The organism is Mesorhizobium sp. 113-3-3, from assembly GCF_016756495.1.
GTDB lineage: Bacteria > Pseudomonadota > Alphaproteobacteria > Rhizobiales > Rhizobiaceae > Mesorhizobium.
Map to the genome: position 1 here is coordinate 998868 of NZ_AP023243.1, position 20950 is coordinate 1019817.

Consider the following 20950-nt stretch of genomic DNA (forward strand, 5'->3'; position numbering starts at 1 on the left):
CAGAAGGACTCGCCAGGGATGGGAACTACCGAGACGTCTCGGCAGGTTGGTGGGATGGTTGCGCGTGGGGAGGCTTTCCACGTGCGCGCCGGCTATGGCCGTTTGCGAATTGCAAGACAGCTGTGGAAGACGACGGCGCTGACGACGCTGGCGCTCGGCCTTTCAGGCGTGGTTGCCGATGCCGACCCCGACGGGCTCTGGCAGCCGCAGATCCGCGCCATTGTCGGCGCCGACAACAATGGCGGCAACGCCGCGCTCGAAGGCTTCATACCGATCAAGCAGACGGCGGAATCGGTGCTGTTCCTCGATGTCCGGGCCAAGCACGATTTCAAGGATGCGTCGGGCCAGGACATCGGCCTCGGCATTCGCCGCATCGTCAATCCGGACCTGATGCTCGGCGGCTACGCCTATATCAACCTCGAGAACTACAGCGGCACGCAGTTCACCGCCGGCACGCTGGGCGTCGAGGCGATCACGCCGAATTTCGACGCGCATGTGAACGTCTTTGTGCCGATCAAGGGCGACTCGACCGATCGTTCGACCAGCTCGACCCTGTCGATGGTCAGCAACCAGCTGATCGAACAGATATCGGTGCTCGACCACCGCGACTACGCGGCCTGGGGCATCGAAGGCGAGATCGGCGCCCAGGTTCCGGTCAACCTGCCCGACAAGCACTCGCTGCGGCTCGACATTGGCGGCTACCATTTCGAGGATCCGCACGGCGATGACGGCAGCGTGACCGGTGCCAAGGCCGGTTTCGAATACACGATCGGCGATGTCTTCGGCAGCGGCACCGAACTGGTCTTTGCCGGCGAGGTCCGCAACGACAATCGCGACGACACCCAGTTCGCCGGCAGCGTGCGGCTGAACATCCCGTTCAACCCCAGCCGCGGCTCGGACACGACCGCGGCCATCGGAACGGATCCGGTCTATCCGGTCAGCGAAGGCCTGCGCAAGCGCGTCAACGAACGCGTGCGCGGCGATATCGGCGTCAGGATCCAGTCGCAGGAGATCAACGGCGGCACGACGACGCGGGTCGCCATCAACGCCGCCACAAATGCGGCGTTCGGCAAGTTCTATTTCGCCGATGGCGGCCTGGCGGGCGCCGGCACGCAGGCCGACCCGACGACGCTGGACGACGCGGTCACCAAGGCCGGCACCGGCGGTTTTGTCGTCGCGCTCGGCGGCAATGGCAACATCCAGACCCCGGGCCAGACGATTGCCGCCGGCCAGACGCTTATCGGCGGCGGCGAAAGCGTCACCGCGAAACTGGCCAACGGCGGCACCGCCACCTTCAATCTCGGCGGCAGCGACGGCACGATCCAGGGCACCAATGTCGCCAACAATGTCATCACGCTCGGCACCGGCAACACGCTGAACGGCATCACCATCACCGGCGGCGCCAACGGCATCTTCGGCAACAACGCCGCCGGCACGACACTGACCAATGTCACGGTGACGGGCGCCGGCGGCAACGGCGCCGAATTCAAGGGCAATTCGACCAATGTCAGCGCGTCCAATTTCACCGCGACCGGCAATGGCCTCGACGGCCTGCATATAGAAGACAACGGCACCTACAATTTCACCGGCACGACATTGCTGTCGGGCAATCTCGACGACGGTCTGGATATCACTGGCCAGGGCACCTACACCTTCGCCACCGTCAATGCGCTGAACAATACTGATCGCGGCATAACCGTGCAGGGCACGTCGAGCGGCGGCAGCTTCACCACCACCGGCGGCACCGTGTCGGGCAATGGCGGCATGGCCGTCTTCATCGACCCGATCACCGCGCATGTGGTGCTGGATTCGATCAGCCAGACGGGCGGCACGTCGGGCGTGGTGCTCGACCATGTTTCGGGCAGCTTCACCGTCAACGGCGCGACGACGATTTCCAACACGACGGGACCGGCGATCGCCATTTCCGATTCGCCGGCGACGATCCGCTTCGGCGACATCAACATCACCAATCCCGGCGCCGACGGCATGTCGTTTGCCGGCGTCAACGCGGCGGTGGTGGCCGGCAACATCGTCATTTCCGGCCTCGGCGTCGGCACGGGTCTCGACTTCTTCGGCAGCCAGACCAATTTCACCGTGCAGTCGCTCAACATCACCGGGCCTGGTGCCGCCGGCACCATCGGCATCGATCTCGCAGGCACCACGGGCGGCGCTTCGATCATCATCACAAATGGCGGTTCCATTTCGGGCGTCGATACCGGCGTTCGCTTCGGCATATCCGGGTCGCTCGCCAGTTCGGCCAATGCCGAATTCAGCTTTGGCGGCGGCTCGATCGCCGGCAGCACCGCTTCGCTCGACGCGCGCGGCCTCAACCAGACGCTCGGCCATTACGCGTTCGGCTCGACCAGCTTCAGCGGCCCGCAGCTGTTCGACCCGCAGAACGTGATCTTCGTCGGCTCGACGGCGACCGGCCTGATGGACGGCTCCTCGCTGTCGAACCTCGCCTCGTTCACCACGGCCAATGCCAACACCGACAGCAACGCCATCTTCGTGCTGGTCAACGATGGTACGCCCATCGATGCTTCGGGTGGCTTCTCGCTCAGCAGCGGGCAGACGCTGGCGTCTTTCGGCAATGGCCGCTCCTTCTCGCTCGGCGGCGTGCCGATCAATATCACCGGCGACAATGTCCAGCATGGCGTGACCGTCTCGGACCCGGCCGGCGCGGCGACGCTGACCAATTCCGGGGCCGGCGATGTCGTGACGCTGGCCAACAACACCTCACTGCTCGACTTCAACATTTCAGGCGGCGGCGCCAACGGCATCCATGGCAGCGGCGTCAGCGCGGTCACCATCTCCGGCCTGAACGTCACGGGCGCGGCTTTGAACGGCGTGCTGTTCGACGGCACCAACAGCATCACCGCCAACAATCTGAACTCGAGCGGCAACACCGGCAGCGGCCTCGAGATCGACAGTGGCGACGGCACCTACAATTTCACCGGTACGACGACACTCTCGAACAACACCGGCCAAGGCCTGCTCGTCGGCGGCGCCGGAACCTATGGATTCGAGACGCTCGACGCCAAGAACAATGGCGCCCAGGGCGTCTTTGTCACCTCGCTCGGCGCCGCAAAACTGACGATAACGGGCGGCACGATTTCGGGCAACGGCCTCCAGGGCGTGCTGATCCAAAGTCTCGGGCTTGGCAACGGTACCGAACTCGATGTCACGCTGGACTCGGTGAGCCAGACCGGCGGACAGAATGCCATCGGCCTGTCCCACACCAGCGGCAATTTCTCCGTCACCGGCACGACGACGGCCTCCAACACGCTTTTTGACGGCATTTTCATAGGAGACAGCTCCGCCACCGTCGATTTCGGCGGCGCGGTCACCATCACCCAGCCATCCCGCGACGGCATCCGCCTGTTAAACAACACAGGCACGATCAGCTTCCACGGCACGACGACGATCACAAATCCGGGCGCCTTCAACAGCGCAATCAGGGTCGGAAACAGTGGCCCAGTCCACTTCGCCGATGTCGACGTCACCGGGCTGATCGGCGGCAGGAGCGGGCTCAGCGTCTCGGGGACATCGGTCTTCACCGCGACCACGCTCGATGTCACCGGCACCGGGACCTCGACCGGCATCGACCTCTCCGGCACCAATGGCGGCTCGGTGACCATCGGCAGCGGCGTCATTTCCGCCGGCACCGGCGTGCAGATGGGCACCAATGGCCAGGTCGGCACCACCGCCAACACGACATTCTCGTTCGGTGCCGCCGGCGGCGCCGTCATCACCGGCACGACGGCGTCGCTCGACATGCGGGGCCTGTCGCCAGGCAGCGGCACCTATGCCTTCAACACCACGGTGCTGAACGGTCCGCAGCTGTTCGACATCGCCAATGTCATCTTCGTCGGCGCCGCCAGCACCAACGCTGGTGACGGCTCCAGCGTCAACGACCTGATCAACGCCACCGCGGCGGACGCCCTGGCGGCTCCCGCCAACACGATCTTCGTGCTGGTCAACAACGGGACCGGAAACATCAACACGGATGCCGACGGCTTTACGCTTGCCGACGGCCAGTCGATCGTTTCCTTCGCCAATGGCGCCTCGGTGAGCCTTGGCGCGCCGCCCGCCAATGTCACCGGCACGAATGTCATCAGCGGCACGCAATTCCAGGCCGATCCTTTCGGCAATGGCGGTGCGACGCTCAACAATTCGGCCGGCAACACCATCGATCTTGCCAACGGCAACCTCGTCGCCAACCTCACCGTCAGCAGCTCCGCCACCGCAATCGATGGAACGGGCATCGCTGGCGCAACGATCAACGGCGTGACGGTCAGCAGCGCCGCGACAGGCCTCGTCCTCGACGGCGTGACCGGCACGGTGACGGTCGGCGGTCTCAATGTCCAGAATGCGAGCCAGACCGGCATCGCGCTTGTCGGTTCGAGCGCGATGGTCAATTTCACCGGCAACACGAAGATCGCCAACGCCACCAGTGTCGGGCTGTTCGCCAACAATTTCGACGGCACCGCCAGCTTCGACGATCTTGACGTCACCGGCGGCGGCACAGGCGTCGGCATCGTCGCCGGCTCGAGCGGAACCATGACGTTCGGGACCGGGAGTTCCATCGCCGGTACGATCAGCAACGCCTTCTCGATCACCAACTCCACGCCCAACGTCACCTATAACGGCACCATCAGCCAGACCGCTGCTGCAAGCGCGGTGAGAATTTCCAACATGACCGGCGGCACCGCCACCTTCGGCGGAAAGATCACCGCCAGCACCGGTGCGGCCAATGCGATCGACCTGACCGGCAACACCGGCGGCACGGTCAACTTCAATGGCGGTCTCGACCTGACGGCCGATGGCGGCTTCGCCTTCAGCGCCGTCGGTGGCGGCACGCTGACGGTGACCGGCTCCAGCAATACCGTGGCGACCGGTCTCGGGCCGGATGAAAAGGGCATCCAGATCGCCGGCATGACGATCGGCGCGGCCGGGGTGAACTTCTCCAGCGTTGCCGTGGACGGCTCGGGCGGCGGCGTTTCGACCGGCATCGCCATTTCCAACACCAGCGGCGGCAACGTCACCTTTGGCGGCGTCGACCTGTATCGCATCAGCGGCGTCGCCATCAGCCTCAACAATGTCAGCGGCACCTACAGCTTCAACGGCACGACCAAGGTCGACACCGTGGTGGGCGGCGGCGCCGGCTTCCTGGTTCAGAACAGCGCCGCGACCGTCAATGTCGGCAATCTCGTCACCACGAATATTGCCGGCGCCGATGTCAGCCTGGCCAACAACACCGGCACGATCGGCATTGGCGGCACCATCACCAACAGCGGCTCGGGCGACGGCGTCGTCGTCTCCGGCGGCAGCGCGGCGATCACGGTGTCGGCGGCCATATCCAGTTCGGCGACCGCACCGGGCACGGCGGTCAAGGTCGACGGCATCACCGGCGGCTCGGTGGCCTTCAGCGGCGCGGTCAATTCGACCGGGACCGGGACAGGCGTGTCGGTCTCGAACACCGCCGGCGGCAGCAGCGTCGGCTTCGGTTCGGTGACCGTGTCGGGTGCCGCCGGCAACGGCATCGACATATCAGGCAATGCCGGCTCGGTAACGTTCGCCGGCACGACCGGCGTGACGCTGGGATCGGCCGCCAACGCCGCCGGCATCAATTTCAGCGGCACCAATGCCAATGTCACCTTCGGCGCGACCAACGTGACCATGGGCGCCGGCGCCGGCCAGACCGGCATCGACTTCACGGGTTCTTCCACGACGGCCGGTTTCGGCGTGACAACTATCACCGGCACCGGCATTCTCACCTCGCGCGGCATCGACCTGTCGTCGACGACGGGCAACAAGACCATCACCTTCCAGCGCGGCTCCAGCATCACCAATCTCGGCATCGGTGTTGAACTGGCGCACGATCTCACCACCGCGACCTCGGCCAATGCCAACTTCACCTTTGGTGACGGCAATTCGGCCGACGGGCTGCAGTCCACCATCAGCGCCACGGCCGTTGGCGCCTACACCGTCAACACGGTCGGGCTCAATCCGGCATCCGGCAACTACGATTTCGACGACGTGTTCTTCACCGGCAACGCCAATCTGGCGTCGGCGGTCGGCGTGGTCACCTTCGTCTCGCAGTCGGGTGGCGTCATCGCCGCCGGCACGGACGGGCTCAGCATGTCGGTGAACACGATCTCGGTCGCCGCCGCCGATGCCCTGGCCGGCACGCAGACCTTCGCCTTCGTCGGCACCGTCGATCTCAGCGGCACGCCGTTCACGCTCGATTCGGGCCAGTCGATCACCGGCTTCGGCAACAGCAGCTCCATCCTCGTCTCCGGCACCATCCAGCCGGTCAATGTCCAGGGCAATCTCGGCGCCACCGGCGGCAACGTCACCGGCAATGAGGGCGTGGTCACCGGCACGGGCGGCTTGCTGAATCTGCTCGGCAACAATCAGGTGCGCGACACCGCCTTTGATTTCAGCGGCGCCATCGGCTCGGTCTTCACCATCGACCAGAATGCCGGCGGCTTCAACAATGCCGGTGGTATCGTCATCGAAGGCGTCACGGTCAGCAATGTCGCCAGCGGCAGCTTGGCGTTCAATGTCACCAGCCTCGACACCAACCTGTCGATCGCCAACAACAATATCAACGTTGCCGGCACGCTGCTCAAAGTCACTGGCGGCACCGGCAACATAACGCTGACGCGCGGCACCTTGCCGAACAGCGCTACGGCAGGGACGCTGACCGGCGGTGGCGTCAACATCGATAGCCGCACCGGCGGCCTGGTCAATTTCACCGACAAGGTGACCGTCAACGGCAATGGTGTCTCGCTCACCAACAACACCGGCTCCACCGTCACCTTCGCCGATGTCGATATCACCACCAACGGCGCGGCGGCGTTCACTGCAACAGGCGGCGGCGCGGTCAATGTCACGACCGGCACGATCAACGCCACGAATGCGCAAGCGGTGGCGCTTGACGGCATCACGGCCGGCATCAATTTCGCCTCGACCAGCGCGACATTCGCTTCCGGCAACGGCATCGACCTGCAGAAACTCAGCGGCACGGCGAGCTTCGGCACCGGCACGCTGACCAATACCGGGTTGGGCACGTCGTTCAATGTCGGCTCGGCGACCGCGCTCAGCGGCGGCAACGCGACGATTTCCTATGGTGGTACGATCGCCACCAACGGCGCCGGCGCCGCGGTTTCGATCCAGAGCATGACCGGCGGCTCGGTGACGCTGTCGGGCAACCTCGCCGACAGCAACGCGACGGCTGGCGGCAACATCCTCATCGCCGGCAATGACTCGGCCACGATCACCTTCTCGGGCTCGAGCAAGGTGATCAGCTCGGGCGCGACCGACGGCGTCAACATCGGCTTCCCCGGCGGCTTCCCGTTGGGCACCCCAAGCGCGAATACGAACTCCGCGATCAACTTCACCGGCGGCGGCCTCGACATAACGACGACGACGGGCGACGGCTTCGAAGCCATCGGGGATGTCGTCAATTTCCCGCCCGGCCCGCCTTCCACCATCACCGTCTCCGGGACCGGCAACAAGGTCAACTCCGGCGCCGACGGCCTCGTGGTTGTCGGCACGAATGTCGGCGCCAGCGGCATGACCTTCGACAGCATCACGGCGACGTCGACCAACAATGCCGCCGGCGTGTTGCTGCAGGCTGCCGATCTTGCCGGCGACGTCAACATTGGCGGGTTGAAGGACACCGGCTACATCGGTGCCTCGCTGGCCGGCCTGAGCGGCGCGGGCGTGGTCAATTTCACCGGCACGACCGATCTGGACGTCAGCTACGAAGGCTTCGAGATCGGCGGTCAGGTCGGCACCGTAAACATCGCCAATGTCGCCGGATCCACCTTGACCATCGATGGCAGTCAGATCGGCATTGCGCTCGCCGTCCTCCAGACCGGGACCGTCAACGTTGGCGGCAATGGCGGCAGCGCCAGCATCGGCGCGACGACAAGCACCACCGGTTCGGCCATAACCCTGTCCGGTGGCAACAACCTTGTTTCCGGTACGCTGAACTACAACGGCTCGATCAAGGTCGATACGGGCACGGTGCTGCAAGCCGGCGGCGGCGACTGGACCCATCTGAACATGAGCGGTTCGGTCGTTTCGACGACAGCAGTAGCCCTGCCGGGGACAGCGGCTTTCGTCTTCAGCGGCAACGCCGAGGGCGTGTACAATATTTCGAGCACGATCGATCATACCGGCACGGCCGTCGGCGTGCTGTTCGACGGATCGTCCGAGGGAACGGTCACCTTCTCCGGCACGTCGAAGATATTCAACACCAGCAGCGGCACCAACGACGCCATCGTCAAGGCCCCCAGCATCGGCGCGGGCCAGGGCACGGGTACGCTCAACTTCACCAATGGCGGCCTCGTCATCACCACCTCGAGCGGCGCCGGCTTCACCGCCAGCACCCTCAGCCCCGGCACGGTCAGCGTCAGCGGTACAGGCAACTCGATCACCACCGGCACGGGCACGGCGCTCAAGCTCGACGGCGCGACGGTCGGCGCGGGCGGCATCAATTTCGATACGATTTCGAGCAATGGCGCGGCGACCGGCATATCGCTCAACAATGTCAGCGGCGGCACGCTCAATCTCGGCGCGGTCAACCTGCAGAACATCACCTCGCGCGGCGTCGATGTCTCCGGCACGCTCGGCTCGACGCTGAATTTCACCAGCCTCAATATCGGGCTCAATGCCGCGAGCGCCGTCGGGCTCGATCTCAACGGCGCCGCGCTCGGCGCGAGCAACATCACGGCGGGCGATTTCGACGTCGACGGCGGCAGCTTCGCCGGCACGATCGGCATCGACATGGCCGGCACGACCGGCACCGGCACGATCCAGCTCGGCGACACCGTCAACAACAACCCCGGCCCTGCCGGCCAGACCTCGACCATCGCCAATGTCGGCTATGGCGTGCAGTTCTCCAGCGCCACCAACGCCAAGCTGGTGTTCGGCGACGGCCAGGGTCCGGCCGAATCGTCGATCGCGACCACCGGCGGCCAGGTCATCCACGCCACCGACACTTTGCCGACCAACGGCGACTACAATTTCAACGACGTCAATTTCACCGGCGATACCGCGAACCTGGCGTCGATCAGCGTCTACTACGTCACCGCGGGCGGCACCGGCGATGGCAGCCTCGCCAATCCGGGTAGCTATCTGGGAGCACAGGCGTCCACCGCCAATGTCGTGGTGCTGATCGACCAGAACGTCAACGGCGCCCAGGAAACCATCGACCTCAGCGGCACCACGTTCAACCTCGATGACGGGCAGGTGCTGCTCGCGTTCAAGAGCGGCGACGCGGCCGTCGACGTCTCGACGCTTGGCGTCGACACCAGCGGCGGCGCATCCGCGGCGTTCCACTTCACCACGGTGCAGAATTCGCCGATCATCGCGGCGCCGGGCGGCATCGACACGCTGCGCCCGATCCTGCAGAGCAACAACGCCACCTCGGTGATCAACTTTGCCACCAGCGGCACAGGCACCTTCACCGGCGGCATCGAGAACCTGATCGTCCGCAATCTCGGCAGCGGCGCCGGCGTTGCCGTCAATGCGGCGGGCGCCTCCAACTTCATACTCCGCAACAACGACATCGCCGCTGGGGGCAATGCACTCAACTTCGCCACGACCGGCGCGCCGGCCAATACGCTTCTGCTTTCCATCGACGGCAACACGCTCAGGTCGACCGCGTCCGGTCTGGCGGCGTCCTTCTCCGGCCAGAACATCAGCGCGACGGACAATTCGATCGCGATCAGGTCGTTTGCCGGCAATAAAGTGACCGGCGGCGCCGGCAGCGGCGGCATCGTGTTCAACAATGTGCGCTTCGATTCCGACGGCGCCGGCGGCACCGTCAGCGCCGGAACGCTCGCAATGGGTAATCCCGGCGCGCGGATCCAGGGCAATGGCCTGAGCTTCACCAACACCAGCGGCACCCTTGATCTGGGGCAACTCAACCTCGCCAACACCGGCGGCACCGGCGTCCTGGCCAACACCAAGGGCGCCGGCACGATCTTCACGCTGAACAGCAGCGCCGGCGTGGTCGCCACCAACAGCGGCGCGGCGTTCAACCTCGATCCGCTGACCGTCAACATGACGTTCTCCAGCGTGAGTGCCAGCAGCGGCGCCAGCGGCATCATCTTCGACGGCGTGGCCGGCACCTTCACCGTCACCGGCGCGACGAGCATTTCCAGCACGACGGGCTTCGGCATCGACGCCATCAACACCAACACCGGCACCTTTAATTTCAACACGGTGGCGGTGAACAACGCAGCCGCGACCGGTGGCGGCATCCATGTCGCCTCCGGCACGCTCAACGTCACCGGCCTCGCCAACATCGACACGACGAGCGGCATCGGTCTGTCGCAGAACGGTGGCACGACCAGCTTCACCGGTGGCCTGACCATCGACACCACCACCGGCACCGGCATCTTCGGCAATGGTGGCACCATAGGCATCACCGCCACCGCCGGCGCCGAGACCGTGAACTCGACCCTCGGCCAGGCGATCGACCTCGGCAGTATGCAAGCCAACATCGCGCTGGATTCGACCTCGTCGGGCGGCGGCGGCGACAATGTCAGTCTGGTACTAGTCGACGGCGCGCTGAATCTCGGCTCCGGCACGTTGACGGGCGCAACGAGTAGCTCGTTCAACGTGAACGGAGGCACGGCGGCAGTCAGCTATTCCGGCAACATCACCAAATCCTCTGGATCTGGCGCGGCTGTTATTGTGCAGGGTCGGTTGGCCGGTGCCGGTCTCGTCGCGCTGAGCGGCAACTTGACCTCCAACGTAAACGGCATCGTGCTAAGCGCCAATTCCGGCGGCACCGTCACCGTCTCGGGCGCATCCAACAATTTTACGGGTGCGGGATTTGGTATCGCGATCACTGGCAACAGTGGCGGCACTTACAACATCAACGGCGCAAGCTACACGATCGGCATGACCGGCGGCGGCACTGGTGTGAGCATCTCCGGCAACAGCAGCCCGGTGACAATGAATTTCGGCGGCGGCCTGGCGATCACCACCGCGGCGGGAGCGGGCTTCTCCGCCACCGGCGTCGGCACGCTCAACGTCACCGGCTCCAGCAATACGATCTCGACCGGTTCGGGCACCGCGCTCAGCCTCAACGGCCTCACCGTCGGCGCCGGTGGCGTGAACTTCTCCAGCGTCTCGGCCAATGGCGCCGCGACCGGCATTTCGCTGACCAATGTCATTTCGTCGGGCGGCGGCACGATCGCGCTCGGCACGGTCAACCTGCAAAACATCACCTCGCGCGGCGTCGATGTCACGGGCACGCTGGGTGTGGCGCTGTCCTTCAACGATCTCGACATCGGCCTGAACAGCTCGACCGGCGTGGCCTTCGACCTCAACGGCGCGGCGATCAACGCGGCGATAACGGCAAACGATTTCGATGTCACCAACGCGGCCGCCGCCGGCACCTCGATCGGCGTCGACCTGCAGGGCGCAAGCGGCGGCCAGACGGTGCGCCTGGGTGACACCGTGGTCGGTGGCAACAGCTCGAGCATTGCCGGCGTCAACACCGGCGTCTTCCTCAACTCGACGACGAACCTCGCCTTCGTCTATGGCGACGGCGAATCGGCGACCGACCAGCTCTCGACCATCAGCGCCAATGTCGGCATCGACGCTTCCAGCGCGCCGGTGGCCGGCACCTACAATTTCCAGGACGTGAACTTCCAGTCGAGCCCCGGCCTCGGCTTCGGCATCGGCAAGATCTATTTCGTCGGCGCCAGCGCGACCGGCGACGGCACCGGCCGCGACCAGAACAATCTGGCGACGCTTTCGACGGCCGAAGCGGCGTCGGTCGCCAGCGACATCCTCGTCCTCGTCAACGATCAAGGTGTCATCACCGCACAGGGCACCAATGGCAACGACACGCTGGTGCTGCTGGCCAGCGAACAGGTGCGCGGCTTCGACAATGGCAACATCAATCTGGCGCTGACGGTGCCGTCGGCCATCCAGCTTGCCAGCAACACCCTCTCGATCGCCGACCAGACGCCCGGCGGCACCACCACTTTGACGACCGCCGACGGCGCCAACGTCATCACGCTCGGCGCCAGCGGCAACATCATCGACGGCTTTACCATCGACGGCAACGACAGCACCGGCGCCAATGCCGCGATCGGCATTAGCGGCGGCACGGCGAACGCCACGATCCGCAACATGACGATCAGAAACGTCACCGCCACCGATATCGACTTCGGCGCCGGAGCCACCGGCACGACGACGCTGAGCAATCTCTCGCTTTTCTCGACGGGGGCGGCCGGGACGGGCATCAAATTCGGCGCTGCCTCCGGAACGGTCACCGCGACCAATGTCGACTTCTCGGGTGGCGGCGGCCTGTCCGTCGTCGGCGGCAGTGCGGTGTTCAGCTTCGACAGCGCGAGCTCGATCTCCAGCCTCGCCGGCACCGCTGTCAGCATCACCAACCGCACCGGCGGCAGCTTCGGCTTCGCCGGCACCGTCACGACGGGTACCGGGGGCAGCGGCATCGCCATCTCCGGCGCAACCGGCGTAGACACGGTCAGCTTCACCGGCGCCCTCAGTCTCGCCGCCAACGGCGGCACGGCTGTCTCGATCAACAATGGCGGCTTGGCCTCGACCGTCAGCTTCGCCAACCTCGCCATCACGACGGGCGGCGCCAACACGGCCTTCACCGCGACCAATGGCGGCACGGTCACTGTCACCACCGGCTCGATCAGCGCGACGAACGCCCAAGCGGTCAACCTCAACGGCATCGCGGCCGGCATCAATTTCACGTCGACCACCTCGGGCGGCGGCGTCAACAATGTCGCGCTCACCAACGTCACCGGTACGGTGAACCTGGGCAGCGGCGCTCTGAGTGGCGCGACGACGGGTACGGCGTTCCTGGTTTCGGGCGGCTCGGCCAATATCGATTACAACGGCACCATCACCCACACCGCCAACGCCACCGCGATCGACATCCAGAACCACAGCGGCACCGCCGGCGGCGCCAGCACGATCTCGTTCGACGGAACCGTGACGTCGAACGGCTCGAGCGATGGCATCAACCTGGTCAACAATGGCGGCACCAACGGCACGAATATCAATTTCACCAACACGCTGACGATCAATACGAGCACCAGCGGCAGCACCGGCTTCAATGCAACCGGCGGCGGCACGGTCACCGCGACGGGTGGCACCGGCAGCACGATCACGTCCGGCAGCGGCACCGCGCTTAATGTGGTCAACACGACGATCGGCGCCTCGGGGCTGACGTTCCGGAGTATTTCGTCCAACGGCGCCGCCAACGGCATCGTGCTCAACAACACCGGCACCAGTGGCGGGCTGACGGTCACCGGCGATGGCGGCGGCGCGAACAATGGTTCGGGCGGAACGATCCAGAACTCGACCGGCGACGGCATAAGCCTGACGTCGACCCAGGATGCCCACCTCGCCTACATGAACATCACCAACAATCTGGGCGACGGCATCGGCGGCTCGGGCATCAATGGGTTCGTGCTGAACCGGCTCAACATCTCCGGCAATGGCAATGACGCGGCGACGGACGAGTCCGGCATCAACATAACGCAATTGACCGGCACCGCCTCGAACGGCGCGCATGCGACGTCGATCAGCAATTCGGTGATCAGCAACAACAACGAATTCGAGATTCAGATCGCGAACAGCTCTGGTACGTTGACGAATCTCCAATTCATCAACAACACGATCTCCAGCAACGGCCTGCCGATCAACGGCAATGTCAGCTCGCCCCATGGCAACCTCGTCAACTTCCTTGGCACGGGGTCGTCCACGATGGGGATCACGGTCACGGGCGGCAGCTTCACCGGAGATTGGAATGCCGCCTCTCCGCCCGCGACGATCACGGGCACCGGTCTGTTCGCCAATTCCGGTGGTACCAGCATGACGGTGAACGTGTCGGGCGCGACGTTCACAAACAACAATGCCGGCGTCGACGTGTCGACCGACCCGGCCGCGACCTCGCTTACCTTCGACATCGAGAGCAACACGTTCATCGGGCAACGTTCGACGGCCATCAATCATTTCGACAATGGCAACGGGCCTTTCAACAGAACGGTCAACGGAACGATCAAGAACAACATCATCGGCAACAACGCGGTCACCAATTCCGGCTCGAGCGTCGGCACTGGCATCCAGATCCAGAACGAAGGCGCCGTCAACGGCAAGTATCTGATCGACGGCAATCAGATCTATCAAATCGCGACTGGACCCGGCATCAGCGTCAATGTCGGCCTTGCCGGTCAGGCGACAGGCGGTGGTGAAACCGATCTCACCATTACCAACAACATTTTCGACCATATCAACGGCAGCCGCGCGATCACCGTCCAGGACAATCAGGTTACCAATATCGCGTCTCCGCCGGGGGCTGGTCCTTTCCCGACCATCTGGCTCAACCTTCAGGGCAATTCCTTCGCCAACATCGCCGGTCAGGCCGGCAATGGCCAATACGTGCGTCTCAAACAGTCGTACGGCGTCTTCAAGGTCACGCAGTCGGCCGCCACTGCCGGAGCAAACGCCGGCGAACTGGATGACGCAAACGGCATCAACGACCCGACCAAGTTCAGCACCAGCAGCACCAGCGGCAGCATTCAATACGGCCAGGGGGCCGCGCCCTTGCCGACGACCAACCCTCTGCCTTGATCGGCCTGTGCCAAAGATTTTGTTTACCAGAGGGAGCTAAAAAACCAGCTTGCAAAGTAATGAAATCGGTTGTTGAATAGAGCAGAGAAAACTGTTCTAACTAGCAGAAAAATTTAAGTAACTGGGTCGGCCTTTTTGCAAGTGTCTCTTGCGAAATGGAAGGTCTGTGCTTGTTGTTATGCAAAGGGGCGACGATGGCGGAACCGTTTCTTTCCGAAATCCGAATCATGTCTTTTGTCTTCGCACCAAAGGGTTGGGCGCTGTGCAACGGACAGCTTCTCCCAATCAATCAGAACCAGGGGCTTTTTTCGCTGCTCGGCACCACTTTCGGTGGCGATGGCCGGGTGAACTTCGGCCTGCCCGACTTTCGGGGCCGTATTCCGGCCCATGTCGGCAACGGCCATACACTGGGCGAGCGGGGTGGGGAGCAGGCGCATACGCTTTCGATAGGCGAACTGCCTCAGCATACGCACGTCGCAAACGCATCCACCACGCAGGGCGACTCGAACAACCCGAATTTCGCGAATGTCGGCAACGTCCTGGCGAAGGATCCGGGAAACATCTATGGCCCCGCGAGCAATCTGGCGGCATTGAACGCCGGGAGCGTGTCCAGCATCGGCGGCAGCCAGGCGCATCTGAACATGCAGCCCTTCCTGACGCTCAGCTTCTGCATCGCCCTGCAGGGCATCTTCCCCTCGCCGACCTGAGGATTAGCGACCATGGCACAACCCTATGTTGGCGAAGTTCGTATGTTTGCCGGCAATTTCGCGCCGGCAGGCTGGATGTTCTGCGAAGGGCAGCTTTTGCCGATCTCTGAGAACGAGACGCTGTTCAACCTGATCGGCACCACCTATGGCGGCGACGGCGAAAGCACTTTCGCGCTGCCCGACCTGCGTGGCCGGCTTCCTCTTCACCAGGGCAATGGTTTTACCCTTGCGGAGACGGGAGGCGCCGAGGAGATAACGCTGACGATCCAGCAGATTCCGGCGCATTCCCATCCGTTTCTGGGGAACATCGGCAATGGATCGCAGGCGTCGCCACAAAACAATGTGCTTGCAAGTTCGACGCTGGTCCAACTGTACGCCGCGGAAACAGCCGACGCCAACATGGCGACATCAGCCATCTCCTCCGTAGGCGGCAGCCAGCCGCATACGAATTTCCAGCCCTATCTCTGCGTCAATTTCATCATCTCGCTGTTCGGCATTTTCCCGTCGCAGACTTGAAGAGAGACCGTCATGGCCGATCCGTTCGTCGCCGAAATCCGTATCTTCCCGTTCAATTTCGCGCCCAAGGGTTGGGCGTGGTGCGACGGCCAGTTGCTGCCATTGTCGCAGAACACGGCTTTGTTCTCGCTGCTGGGCACCACCTATGGCGGCGACGGCAAGTCCAATTTTGCCTTGCCCGACCTGCAGGGCAGCGTGCCCATGCACCCCGGCCAAGGCCCAGGGCTTTCCCTGCATGATCTCGGCGAAACTGGCGGTTCGGAAACCGTAACTCTGCTGGAGTCCGAGATTCCGATGCACAACCACACGATGCGGGCGACCGTCGAAAATGGAACGCAGGGTACGCTGACCCCCGGCATCACGCTGGCAACATCGGCCAACGGAGCCGTGTTTCAAAAGACCACCAACGCCAATCTGGTGCCTATGAGCCCCAACGCACTTGCCCCCGCCGGCGGCGACCAGCCGCACAACAATATGCAACCCTATCTCACCTGCTATTTCTGCATCGCGCTGCAGGGCGTCTTCCCGCCGAGAACCTGAATTCCGAGCCAACAGGGCACGACTCACGCGATGGCCAAGAAAGCAGAACCGAAATCGAAGTCATCGGCCCCCGCGACAAAGAAGCCGGCGGCACCGAAAGCCGCTTCCAAGGCGAAAGGTAATATCAGTTCGCGGCAGTCCGGACCCGCGCCCGTCTACCAGAGCATGCCGGGGGGCACGTCGTTCTTCGAACTGTCGCGGCTGATGGTGGTGGGCATCGATTCCGCCAAGAGCCAGCTGATTCAGAAGGCGCAGACCTCGCCGAACGGGCCTTGGCCTTCCGCATGGTCACCGATCGCGCCCGGCGCCTGGGTGATCATGACGGCTGGCCTGACGAAGGACGGCCGCGTTGCCGTGGTCGCACAGCCGTCAGGCACCACCAATCTGTCCTTCATCACCGAGGATGCCAACCAGATCGGCCCGATCGACAAATGGAACTCGCCGGTCGGCATCGGTGCACCGCCTGGCGCCACAAGCTACCAGAAGCTGACGATGGCCAATGATGCCGATGGCCGCATCGAAATCTTTCTCACCGACAATCAAGGCCGCATCTGGTGGATCTACCAGAATCCCGACCAGGTCGTGCAGGTGCAGAAAACCATCACGCCGCCCGGCACCACCGCGCCGATCGTCGTCACCGTCGATGTGCTCGCGCCACCGGCCAAGCCGTGGAGCGACTGGCAGCAGCTTACCGGTCAGCTGGTGACGGTCACCGCCATACGCCAGGGCGACGGCCGCATCGCGCTGTTCGGTATCAATTCGAACCTGAATCTCTACCGCTGCCAGCAGGCGAAGCCGCAGCCGCTGAAGGTGGCCGACTGGACGGGATGGGTACAGATTGACACCACGCAAACCGGCGGTTTCATCGAGATGGCGCCGGCGATCGGGCCGCTGGGCGCCACCAATCTGTTTGCCATGAACAGGGGCGGGCAGGTGCTGCACACGCGCCAGATGCCTGCCGGATCGGACAGCTGGACGCAATGGGCGACACCGGGTTACTCCAGGTGGCCCCAAAACGCGCTCGCCGCAGGCATTCAGGGCGATGGCGACATCGTGCTGGTCGCCACCGACCAGCAGCATGTCCTCCAGTTCAACGCGCAGTGGGATGCCAAGACCCAGAACTGGTCGGGATGGCGCGATTTCGGTTTCGCCCTCAACTCAGCGCGCCTGTCGCTCAACTACAATGCCGACGGTCGGCTCGCTTTGTTCATGCTGATGGTCATGCCCGACGGCACAAGTGGGCTTTGGACGATCAACCAGATGGCCATCGACAGCTCCGAATGGGAATATGACTGGATGGCGCTGACCACCAGTAACCTCAAGCAGATCGTCGTGGTGCGCGACCTGACGCCGCCGGTCTGACGCGCAGGCGGCATGGCGGGTCTGGAACAGTTCTCTCGGGTCTGGTCCCGGTCGCGCGAGGCCGGGCTCGCCTTTCGTGCCTCGACCGATGCGGATCTGCCGTTCCTGTCGCGTCTCTATGCCTCGACGCGCCTGGAAGAACTCGCCGTGACGGACTGGAGCGAGGCGCAGAAGGCCGCTTTCCTCGACATGCAGTTCCAGGCGCAGCACGCGCACTACAGAAAACACTATCCCGAGGCCGACTGGCTGGTGGTGGAGCGGGCCGGGCAGGACATTGGCCGCCTCTATATCGAGCGCTGGCCGAGCCAGCACCGCATCATCGACATCGCTTTCCTGCCGGAGCATCGCCGCAAGGGATACGGCTCGGCGCTGCTGCGCGACCTCATCGACGAGGCATGGTTTGCCGGCAAATCAGCATCGATCCATGTCGAGAAGAACAATCCGGCCAGGCTCCTCTATGTCGAGCTCGGCTTCAAGGTGATCGAGGACAAGGGTGTCTATGATCTGATGGTGTGCACGCCGCCTGGCGCCAGCACTCCATGATCGACGGGCGGCGCCGCCCCTCATCTGCCTGTCATCAACGGTTTCGCCAATCACAAGCGTTGCCGAGAATGCGCCGGCGTCGCAGCTAAATCCTCTCGCCCCGTTTACGGGGGGAGATGTCCGGCAGGACAGTGAGGGGCAGCGCCGACGGTAAAGATTGTCACATTCGGCCCAGTCACAATCCGGTAGGGCCTCCATGCATGTCGCCCAGAACCGTGTGCTAATTGAACACCGCCTCGTAAAGCCGCCCGGTCGCGTCGGCGGCGACCGGGACGATGAAGATGTCGTGCACCCCGCTTGTGCCGGTGAAGCGATAGGTCGCCTGCGGCAGCGGCGTTTCGCGCGGGCCCCGGAAGATCAGCGAAAAGCCGCCGCCCGGACGCGGGCTGGCGGGAATAGGTTTGACCGCGCTCAGTTCCAACGAGACCCACTGGCCGCCGGCTTCCACGGTGAATTCCTGCCCCTGTTCGAAATCCGCTAGCGACGCCATGCCATCCGCCTCATTCCACTTGCGTTGCGGGCGCAATCTCGCCGCTTCGCGGCAGGCTGTCCAGAGGCGGGCGGCAGCCCCGAGCGCCGGGCGAGACAATTCGCCGGGGCAAAGCGCAAAATACCGCAAGCGTCGTGCTTTTATGCGCGCCACGGACACTGTAGTACTTTGTTCCCGCGCCGGAGTCTTGGCCCAACCAAGATCAGCGCAACAAGAGCAGATGCCAGTCTTGGGGTCTGATGCGGAACAGCCGGCGCGATCAGCCGGCGGGAGAAAGGGACGGACCATGGCTGATATCGCGGCAAGGACGGAGGCGGCGCAGGCGGATGCCATGCCGCTGTTCTATTCCAGGCCCGAAGCGCTCAACCCGGTGCGGCATGGTTCGCTGGGCCTGACCGCGCGCGGCGACTTTGCCTTCGCGCGAGCCGCGCATGCCATTCCGGTGGTGGCGTCGGAAATGCCGGCGGCGATGCGCTCCTACCCGATCGTCTTCATCGGCCCGGCCAAATCACCTGTCATCATCACCGGCGTGCGCCAGGGCGAGAACCTGTTCGTCGATGCCGACGGAAGGTGGACCGCGCCGCACTACATCCCCGCCTATGTCCGCCGCTATCCCTTCATCCTTGCCGAGGATCCGACCACGGCAGGCCGGCTGACGCTGTGCGTGGACCGGGCCAGCGAACGGGTCATCGACCAACTGATGGCGCCATTCCGCGAAGACAAGATCGCACCGTTCTTCAGCGGCAACGAGCCGACCGAAGCGACCAAGCAGGCGCTCGCCTTCTGCAACCAGTTCCAGATCGACTTCAGGGCCACACGCGAAATGATCGACAAGATCGACGCGCATGGCCTGTTCGCGCCGCGCCAGAGCAAGGTGACGCTGGAAGGCGGCGAAGTGCTCAACCTCACCGATTTCCAGGTGATCGACGAGCCGGCCTTCAACAAACTGAGCGACGAGGCCTTCCTCGACCTGAGAAAATCCGGCGCGCTCGGCCTGCTCTACTGCCACCTCGCCTCGACCAACAGCTGGACATCGCTGGTGCACCAGGCATCGCTGCGCAAGGCGGGGTGAGGGCGAAATGAGGCTGAAACTGGCTTTCCCCATCGACAGTATTCAGGAAACAGCGTGCGATTGATTTGTAAGTGCCCTATCGGTCAACCCTTCTTCAGTCGAACCGTGACAACCTTTGTCTGGTCGCCTGTACGCTCCACTTCGAGTATTCCGGAAGCATCGGCCAGATCGCTCAATCGCTTATAGCCGTAGTTTCTGGCGTCGAAGTCTGGAGACTGCTTTGCCAGGTGATCGCCCACGCGCCCGAGGTGGGCGCGGCCGTCCTCATCCGCTGATGCCTCCACTGCTTTTTGGAGCATGCTCAGCGCGGCCTCGTCCAGTCGACCACTCGCCGCCGCTCCACCCTGCGCTGGATCGGCTTTTTCCGTTTCGATTTTGACGGGTACGGCGACAGCCTCAGCTGACTCCCCAACGGCCTTCTCGGGCGTGATCTGGGTTGTCTGCGGCGGCTCTTCTACCGCGTCGCCGAGCACATCGACATATATGAATTTGTCGCAGGCCGTTATGAACGGACGGAGCGTCTTACGTTCACCGAACCCGTAAACGGTTATGCCCTGTTCGCGGATGCGTGAAGCGAGCCTCGCGAAATCGCTGTCGCTCGAAACGATGCAGAAACCGGAAAACCGCCCCGTGTAGAGCAGGTCCATCGCGTCGATGATCATGGCGCCGTCGGTCGCGTTCTTGCCTTTCGAGTAAGCGAACTGCTGTATGGGCTGAATGGAATGCTCAAGCAAACATTCCTTCCAGCCGTTGAGGTTTGGCTTCGTCCAATCACCGTAGATTCGCTTGACGCTTGCCGTGCCGTAATTGGCGATCTCCGCGAGAAGTCCTGAGATGATCCTCGGTGATACGTTGTCGCCGTCAATCAAAAGCGCAAGTGTATCGCTCGTCATTCAACTTTCCCCCTGCCTGTCTTACACGATAACCCGAATTCCAGGTTTACGACATTTCGAATCGCCTGTTTCGAAACCGGCTCGTGCGAGTCTGGAAGCGGTTTCAACAACCAGAGCGGAGCGATGTGAGGGTGTAGAACGCCGGAAGTGCGGAAAGCACCTGCAGATGACTGCACAA

At 63.7% G+C, this 20950-nt stretch carries 9 protein-coding genes; 7 read left to right on the plus strand and 2 right to left on the minus strand.

All coding sequences use genetic code 11. The annotated features are described in order from the left end of the window. The first annotated feature begins 54 nt into the window (after positions 1 to 54). The 6 genes from JG746_RS04685 (at position 55) to JG746_RS04710 (ending at position 18317) form a co-directional block, all read left to right on the plus strand. Positions 55 to 14649, plus strand: a complete 14595-nt coding sequence (locus JG746_RS04685) for a beta strand repeat-containing protein (protein ID WP_244730668.1) — start codon at positions 55 to 57, stop codon at positions 14647 to 14649. 194 nt (positions 14650 to 14843) lie between these two features. Continuing rightward, on the plus strand, positions 14844 to 15356 hold the full coding sequence (locus JG746_RS04690; protein ID WP_202357111.1) for a phage tail protein: 513 nt from the start codon (positions 14844 to 14846) through the stop codon (positions 15354 to 15356). A gap of 12 nt (positions 15357 to 15368) precedes the next feature. Beyond that, positions 15369 to 15872, plus strand: a complete 504-nt coding sequence (locus tag JG746_RS04695) for a phage tail protein (protein ID WP_202357112.1) — start codon at positions 15369 to 15371, stop codon at positions 15870 to 15872. Positions 15873 to 15884: 12 nt separating this feature from the next. Further along, positions 15885 to 16412: a phage tail protein gene (locus tag JG746_RS04700; RefSeq protein ID WP_202357113.1), complete on the plus strand. Its 528-nt coding sequence runs from the start codon at positions 15885 to 15887 to the stop codon at positions 16410 to 16412. 30 nt (positions 16413 to 16442) lie between these two features. Further along, positions 16443 to 17774: a hypothetical protein gene (locus tag JG746_RS04705; RefSeq protein WP_202357114.1), complete on the plus strand. Its 1332-nt coding sequence runs from the start codon at positions 16443 to 16445 to the stop codon at positions 17772 to 17774. A gap of 12 nt (positions 17775 to 17786) precedes the next feature. Then, the gene (locus JG746_RS04710) at positions 17787 to 18317 is read left to right on the plus strand and encodes a GNAT family N-acetyltransferase (protein WP_202357115.1); all 531 of its coding nucleotides are present in this window, start codon (positions 17787 to 17789) and stop codon (positions 18315 to 18317) included. Positions 18318 to 18537: 220 nt separating this feature from the next. Here the strand turns inward: JG746_RS04710 and JG746_RS04715 are convergent, their stop codons facing one another. Further along, a complete protein-coding gene (locus tag JG746_RS04715; protein WP_202357116.1) occupies positions 18538 to 18807 on the minus strand; it encodes a DUF6916 family protein in 270 nt (89 codons plus the stop codon). Positions 18808 to 19093: 286 nt separating this feature from the next. Here JG746_RS04715 and JG746_RS04720 point away from each other — a divergent pair, with 286 nt between their 5' ends. Continuing rightward, positions 19094 to 19879: a SapC family protein gene (locus tag JG746_RS04720; protein ID WP_202357117.1), complete on the plus strand. Its 786-nt coding sequence runs from the start codon at positions 19094 to 19096 to the stop codon at positions 19877 to 19879. 83 nt (positions 19880 to 19962) lie between these two features. Here the strand turns inward: JG746_RS04720 and JG746_RS04725 are convergent, their stop codons facing one another. Beyond that, complete coding sequence (locus tag JG746_RS04725; protein WP_202357118.1) at positions 19963 to 20772, minus strand: NYN domain-containing protein; 810 nt, start codon at positions 20770 to 20772, stop codon at positions 19963 to 19965. Positions 20773 to 20950: the final 178 nt, after the last annotated feature.